Annotated in this window: 8 protein-coding genes; 4 read left to right on the forward strand and 4 right to left on the reverse strand. The window is 34.9% G+C overall.

The annotated features are described in order from the left end of the window. Window positions 1–143: 143 nt before the first annotated feature. From D8M03_RS17835 to D8M03_RS16740, 4 genes are all read left to right on the forward strand, one after another. Window positions 144–284: a hypothetical protein gene (locus D8M03_RS17835; protein ID WP_170148488.1), complete on the forward strand. Its 141-nt coding sequence runs from the start codon at window positions 144–146 to the stop codon at window positions 282–284. 16 nt (window positions 285–300) lie between these two features. Next, the gene (locus D8M03_RS16730) at window positions 301–846 is read left to right on the forward strand and encodes a GNAT family N-acetyltransferase (RefSeq protein WP_121215938.1); all 546 of its coding nucleotides are present in this window, start codon (window positions 301–303) and stop codon (window positions 844–846) included. Between the two features lie 502 nt (window positions 847–1348). After that, a complete protein-coding gene (locus D8M03_RS16735) occupies window positions 1349–2410 on the forward strand; it encodes a methyl-accepting chemotaxis protein (protein ID WP_121215939.1) in 1062 nt (353 codons plus the stop codon). A gap of 99 nt (window positions 2411–2509) precedes the next feature. Next, a complete protein-coding gene (locus tag D8M03_RS16740) occupies window positions 2510–2830 on the forward strand; it encodes a hypothetical protein (protein ID WP_121215940.1) in 321 nt (106 codons plus the stop codon). Between the two features lie 181 nt (window positions 2831–3011). On the opposite strand, the gene tatC is transcribed toward D8M03_RS16740, so the two are convergent. From tatC to D8M03_RS16760, 4 genes are read right to left on the reverse strand one after another with little or no spacing between them, the layout of a single operon-like run. After that, entirely contained in the window at window positions 3012–3887 is an 876-nt protein-coding gene (gene tatC, locus D8M03_RS16745; RefSeq protein ID WP_121215941.1) for a twin-arginine translocase subunit TatC, read from the reverse strand. A gap of 9 nt (window positions 3888–3896) precedes the next feature. Continuing rightward, entirely contained in the window at window positions 3897–4112 is a 216-nt protein-coding gene (gene tatA, locus D8M03_RS16750; protein WP_121215942.1) for a twin-arginine translocase TatA/TatE family subunit, read from the reverse strand. Between the two features lie 14 nt (window positions 4113–4126). Next, window positions 4127–5842: a GMC family oxidoreductase gene (locus tag D8M03_RS16755; protein WP_121215943.1), complete on the reverse strand. Its 1716-nt coding sequence runs from the start codon at window positions 5840–5842 to the stop codon at window positions 4127–4129. 15 nt (window positions 5843–5857) lie between these two features. After that, window positions 5858–6613, reverse strand: a complete 756-nt coding sequence (locus D8M03_RS16760; protein WP_121215944.1) for a gluconate 2-dehydrogenase subunit 3 family protein — start codon at window positions 6611–6613, stop codon at window positions 5858–5860. Window positions 6614–6960: the final 347 nt, after the last annotated feature.

The following is a 6960-nucleotide window of genomic DNA, read 5'->3' on the forward strand; positions in this document are numbered from 1 at the left end:
AGTTTTGTGTGTGGTAACCTCAACTAACACCAAAATCCAGGGGGTGGCAAGTTTTTTTGCGTAAAAGACTATAAAACCAACGATTATTAGCGATTTATATATATAAGTTTTGACAATACGGATTAGGTTTTGGGGGGCAATATATGATTATTGTCCCTAAATTTAATTTATCGGTTATTTTCATTAGTGAACTGTATAAAGAACCGTTAAACCCATTAAATATCTTTAAATCAAAAATACTTGAACATTTTATTCATAATGAAGAATTGAAAACAGCAAATTAATATAGAGAGGTTTTTTATGATAAAAGATTTATTGATTCTCAAACCTACGAAGGAAGATTTAACACCTGCATACTATGTTTTCGAAGCATCAATTAAGGATGCTTTTGAGAAAGAAGGAATTGGCGATTTAAAAGAAGATATATTAAATGAAATCGAGGATAAAAAATCTTTGCTCAAGAACTCTGTTGAAAATAAAGATTCTGGTATTTACTTTTTAATAGCAAAAAGTGGTGACAAGGTTATTGGAACGATCTCTTTTGGACCATGTGGAAATGAAATAAAAAAATGCACAAATAACCAGCTCGATACAATAGGGGAGCTAGGAAGCTTATACATATTACCCGAGTATCAAGGCAAAGGTATAGGTTCTGTGTTGATTCATTCGATGTTAAAGTTTGTTTATAGCTTAGGAATTAAAGAATTTTGTTTAGATAGTGGATACAAACGAGCTCAAGAAAAATGGATAAGAAAATTTGGCGAGCCTTATAAAATCGCAAAAGATTACTGGGGAAAAGACTCTGACCATATGGTATGGCTATGTAATGTAATTGATTATGTTTAATGAGACATTATATAAGATTTCTATTATTGATTAATAATATAAGAAACTAAAACTAATTAGGCAAAGGAAAAGGGAATGATGCCAAACATTACTACAACAAGTAGATGATGTTTGGTATTTTTATTTATCAAAAAAACTAAAGCATTTATGAAGGAAGTCATTTCACCTATTTTTTTGAGTTCAAAATTAATAATAATCTTTTTGAAATAGTAAAAAAATGAGTATTAACTTAACTCTATAAAACATACATGCTCTGGACATAATAATGTATAAGTGTGGTAGGATTATTTAACTATAAAACTAATTGCTAAAAATATTTTAGTTATATCGAAAGTAGGTTAAATGTAATATATTTTGCATTTGATAATAGAATTTTTTTATTTTGAGAAATAACTATCAAATTCATAAAAAATCAGAAAATAAAATGTGACATGAAATTTATTCTATAATAGTAATAATTTGAAGATGCTAAATGGTAACTTAATTGGAGGAGAATTGTCTCATGGATAATGTACATTTTACATTTAATAGTCAAAAGGTACATAAGTTAAACTTAAAAATTACATGCTTCATGGTAGCTTTAATTGTAATTCCATTAATCGTTTCTCGTGGATTTGGTGAATCGAAAATGTATATTATTGCAGGTTTTAGTGTTTTAGGGTGTGCATTCTTAAATTATTTTTTAAAGCTACCTGATATGGTAAAGGCAGTTTTGTTTTCAGCATTACCCGGAACAGTAACATATGCGTTATTCTTTCTAGATGGATTTGCATTAAATAAGCACTATTTTATGTTCATTTCGATTGTGATGGCAGCAATCTATTTTAATAGGAAAATATTAATTACATATGGTATTTTGGTACAGTTTTTTGTTGTGTCCCTTTATATAATAGCACCGGATAAATTATTAGGGGAAAACAATACTTTCATTATTTTCATAATACAGTTTTTCGTATATAACGGAATTCTTTATATGTTAAATAAATTAAATCAATGGGGTGGCGAATTAGTTTCCGATTCACAAGAGCGTGAGCAAGAATCAAACAGGCTACTTCAAGAAGCAAAGCAATTAGTACATAAGATTGAACAAAGTGCTCATACGTTAGGTGCAGAAACGGATGATGTGAAGGCTACTTCTAATTCATTATCGGCTGTAAGTGAAACCATTTTAAAATCAACTCAACAAATCGCACAGTCTATTCAAAATGAGACAGATTCCATTTTGATGATGAATAATGTGATGCATGATTCCAAATCTGAGCTTTCGGAGACAGTTTACTTATCGCAAGAGGCAATGCAGCTTTCTCAGCAAGTAAATGAGGAGATTTCGAAAAGTGCGCAAAAAGTAGACCAAGTAACAAAGCAAATGGATGAATTAAGTAATTCAATGAATTTGACGGTTAGTACGATGGATGATTTACAAAATAGCTTACAAATGGTTAATGAATTTCTCGGCAGTATAAAAAATATTGCGGATCAAACAAATTTATTGGCATTAAATGCAGCTATTGAAGCAGCCCGTGCAGGTGAGCATGGAAAAGGCTTTGCGGTAGTTGCAGAATAAGTACGAAAGCTAGCAGAGGAAAGTGCTGTTACGGCTTCTAAAATTACAGAAGTAACCTCACAACTTTTTGATAAATCATCGACAGCACAAGCACAGTCTATGCGTGGTCAAACAACAGCAATCGAAGGTCAAGAGTTATTACAAGAAATTGCGACTGTTTTTAATCATGTCAAAGCATCGAGTGATATTTCAAATACAAATATGAAGCAAAGTGTATTCGCAATTGAAAAGGTAAGTAGTCAGTTCACTCATTTGTTAAATGAAATTGATTTGCTATCAGCAGTATCGCAGCAAAACAGTGCGGAAACGGAAGAAATTGTTTCTTCTATCTATGAGGAAAATAAATTGTTAGAGGCAATTGATAAAGCAACCGGTAAACTTCAAACATTAAACCATGAGCTCATTTCCTTAACTGAATAGTCAGTTCATAAGAACAACATTCCATATTATTTGGAATGTTGTTTTTTTTTTGCAACTAGTGCTCATAAGTTTCACAGGAAAGATTATGAACTTTACTGGACAGCCATCTATTAAGGAAAATGCTTGCTCCTGCGGTGGTTAACACCATCCTAGTTAGAAAGGAGTGTCTCAAAACAAGGTTTCAGACACTCCCTTCCTCTGTCATTGATGAATTTATTATTCTTTTTTCTTCAGCTTTTCTTACGATAAAGATACTTACTTCATATAAGCCAATCATCGGGATTAAAATCAATAATTGACTAATAAAGTCAGGCGGTGTGATAAGAGCCGATACAACAGCCATTATAATATAGGACCATTTTCGAACATTCTTCATCGTTTTAGACGTTAAAAGATCTATCGATGAGAGAAATAAAGCGACGATTGGTAATTCAAAAAGTAACCCAATTGGTACAGTTGTCATAATGAGAAATTGAATATAGTCAGTGGCTGTAATTAACATATTAAAATTCATTTCACCAAGACCAATAAGAAAATGATAACTCATTGGGTTTACGACAAAATAACCAAATGTAAGACCAACTAGGAAAAGAAGGAACATTATAGGTGAATAAAGACCGATAAATTTCTGCTCTTTTTCATAAAGGCCTGGCTTTGCGAATTGCCATAAAAAATTACAAATAAAAGGCAGTGATAAACCAAATGCTAATGTCGCAGAAATCAAAGTATATGACTTAATTACTTCTAACGGTCCCAATATGACTAGTTTATGCCCCTTCGTAATCAATGGAAACCAAAAATTGATGGTAGAAAAGACGATGATAAATAGAATAATAAATGTAATCGCGCTTTTGATTAGTTGCTTTCTCAAATCGAAAATATGTTCATACCAAGACTCTATGTTTCCAGATTTGGTTTTCTCATTTTCTTCAGCTTCTATTTGCTCAATTAATTGTACTGATTCCTTCGATTCTCGTATTTCCTCAATCTCTTTACTGGATTCCTGCTTCTTTTTTTTATCCAAAGGACTCAAGTTGTTATAGCCATAAGGATCCATCTAAATCACCTACGATGCCTCATCGGATTTCTTAATTTCCCTTAAGGCAGGCTTTTTTCCATCCTCTTCATCGTCCATAATTTCACGAGCAGATTTTTTGAATTCGGATAATGTTTTCCCTACTGCACCTCCGATTTCAGGAAGTTTCTTAGGACCAAACACAATTAGGACAATCACTAAAATAATGATTAATCCAGGAACACCAATTGCTCCTATACCACCCATACCAATTCCTCCTTTTATGAAGCTAGACTACCGCCTGCTTTACTGTAATTAATGATTCCTTCTGCACAGCGGTATGCAAGTGCACCAACAGTTCCAGTTGGGTTGTAGCCTCCGTTATGTGCGAAGTTCCCAGCACCGACTACGAACAAGTTATCAGCATCCCAGTGCTGTAGATAAGTATTAACCACGCTAGTTGCAGGGTCTTTGCCCATTATTGTTCCGCCTGTATTATGTGTTGTTTGATAAGGAACAATGTCATAATCAGTTAATGGATTTGATGCAGCAATGATTTCCGCACCCATTTCCTTCATAATCTCTGCTGATCTCTCGGAAAGATACTTATGAAGAGCACGATCTTGATCCGTAAAGTTATAAGTTAATTGTAATAATGGAACGCCATAAGCATCTTTATATTTTGGGTCAAGGGACATATAGTTTTCTTTATGTGGCATAGATGCACCTTGTCCACCAATGCTTAATGTTCTTGTGTAATAGTGAATCGATGCCTTTTTAAACTCTGCACCCCAGGCAGGCGTATCTGGAGGAACAGGGTTAAATGCAATTGGTCGCATACCTGTCTGAGTTAAGGAAAGGCTAGCACCATGGATGAAGTCAAGGTTTGAATGATCAAAGGAATCCCCATTAAAGTCATCGATTGTCATTCCTAATGCTCCAGCTCCCATAAAGGTATTGAATTGTTCTTCAAAGAACCCAGATGCGCCAGGTAGTATTTGATAGCAATAATTTTTTCCAAGCGTTCCGCGTCCTGTTTCCGGATCGTATTGCTCACCGATATTTGATACCATTAATAACTTTGCATTATTTAGTACATAGGAAGTCAGTACAACTACTTCCGCAGGTTGGATAAATTCTTCGCCAGTTACAGTATCAAAGAATCGTACCCCAGTAACTTTGTTTCCCTTTTTTAATACCTCGACAACATTAGAGTGGTAACGAATATCATAATTTCCTGTTTTCAGAGCAGTTGGTATAACTGTTATTTCAGCAGAAGATTTTGCTCCATACTCGCATCCAAATCTTTCACAAAAGCCGCAGTACTGGCAAGCGGCAATCGCTGAACCATCGGGATTTGTATACGGTTCTGAAAGGTTAGCCGATGGTAGCATAAATGGATGATAACCAAGATTTTTTGCTGCTGTTTCAAACCTTTCAAGGATAGGTGTTTTTTTCATAGGTGGCGTTGGAAAAGGTTCAGATCGTTTTCCCCAAAATGGATTGTTATCTTCACCTGAAATACCTGCTATATATTCAAATTTATTGAAATAAGGTTCCAGTTCATCGTATGTGATTCCCCAGTCTTGTAGCAGGTAGTCTTTCCCCAGCTTATTGGATCCGTATTTTTCATCCGTCATCGATTTAATTTCAAAATCGTACGGCAGGAATCGCCAGTTTTGACCATTCCAGTGAGTACCAGCACCTCCCAAGCCTTCTCCCAAAAGGAAGGAACCCATCATACGCATTGGGAGCGCATTCATTTTTCGGTGATTTCGGAATGTAATCGTTTCTTTTGATAAGTCCTGGAATAATTCATATCGGATTGCATAGCGATATTCATCATGAGCCATTGAATAATCTATTGTACTACGTTCTGAACCCCGCTCTAATCCTCGTACTTTTAAACCTGCTTTTGCACATTCTGCTGCCACAATGCCGCCTGTCCAGCCAACACCAACAGTGACAACATCGACTTTTTCTAATGTAGTAGCCATTTTGTTACCCCTTATCTATGAATGAGACATACTGCTAATTGATTGTGGTTCATATTTAACAAATTCTTTACTTTCGATTTCTTTCGCATAACTAAATTGATGACCAGGGAACCCTTTCATTTTCCAACCTTCCATATTCTTGTTGCCATTGTAGATTGGATCACAATATGCTCCTTCAAGTGTGGCTTGACGTAGTAATGTAAAGAAGAAGCTAGAAGTGACTGCCATCATTGCTACTTCACCTTTTTGGAAGGCTGTTAATATTTCATCCATCTGTTCTGGTTCTAACTCCACAAACCCCTTCTGATATCTTGATTGGGCTTCCTCTTCTAATTTAGCAATACCTTGATCAAAGATTTCAGCTCGAGTAAGCCTACTTTGATATCCTTGTGTAACGGCACCATCTTCAAACGGACCTTGCATATATTCCTTGGCATTCATCCCATAGGCTCCCGCTAATTGGTTGTCTATGAAGTATGGCACACCTAGTCCTATTGCTCCTGGTCCTAATTCATCCTCTGGTAAAATTCGCTCAGTTGCTTGAGCTAATATATTAAAACTTGCCATGGTTTTAAAGAATTTAAGGCCAACATTTAGTTCATGATTTTGTCCTTGATGGTTATTTCCGGTTTTGTTTTCTTTACCTGGACTTTTGTTGACGTTGTAGCCAACAAGACCACCAATAATTCCTCCACCAATTAATGTACCTGTTGCAATACCGGTAGTTTTCAAAAACTCCCTACGTGAAACACCTTGCTTTTTACTATCCAAGTATAATCCTCCTCTGAAGTTAAAAAATACCTTAAGTCGAGTATTGTTATTTTTTTACGAAATTAAACAATAGATAGAAAAATAATTTTTAACATGAGAAAAACAGAAGGATAATCATTATTGGGATGGAGGTGAAGGGCTTTAAAATGCGGACAATAAAAAAAGTAGAATTTGACATGATGAACTGAACCCTGAATAGTGGACACTTTAAAAAAAGTGGACCTACTCGGGGTTTTACTATTTTCAGAGTGGAGAAACCCCGTTATACTAACTTTACGAATTATGAACGGGAGAACATCATGAGTAACATTATTTTTAACGAACATCAACGCAGCCTAATTGAAATG

It is taken from the genome of Ureibacillus endophyticus (assembly GCF_003628435.1).
In the GTDB taxonomy this organism is placed as follows: Bacteria; Bacillota; Bacilli; order Bacillales_A; family Planococcaceae; genus Ureibacillus; species Ureibacillus endophyticus.

Coding starts and splice junctions, on each gene's coding strand:
- D8M03_RS17835 (WP_170148488.1), top strand. CDS start 144: ATGATTATTGTCCCTAAATTTAATTTATCGGTTATTTTCATTAGTGAA.
- D8M03_RS16730 (WP_121215938.1), top strand. CDS start 301: ATGATAAAAGATTTATTGATTCTCAAACCTACGAAGGAAGATTTAACA.
- D8M03_RS16735 (WP_121215939.1), top strand. CDS start 1,349: ATGGATAATGTACATTTTACATTTAATAGTCAAAAGGTACATAAGTTA.
- D8M03_RS16740 (WP_121215940.1), top strand. CDS start 2,510: ATGCGTGGTCAAACAACAGCAATCGAAGGTCAAGAGTTATTACAAGAA.
- tatC (WP_121215941.1), bottom strand. CDS start 3,887: ATGGATCCTTATGGCTATAACAACTTGAGTCCTTTGGATAAAAAAAAG.
- tatA (WP_121215942.1), bottom strand. CDS start 4,112: ATGGGTGGTATAGGAGCAATTGGTGTTCCTGGATTAATCATTATTTTA.
- D8M03_RS16755 (WP_121215943.1), bottom strand. CDS start 5,842: ATGGCTACTACATTAGAAAAAGTCGATGTTGTCACTGTTGGTGTTGGC.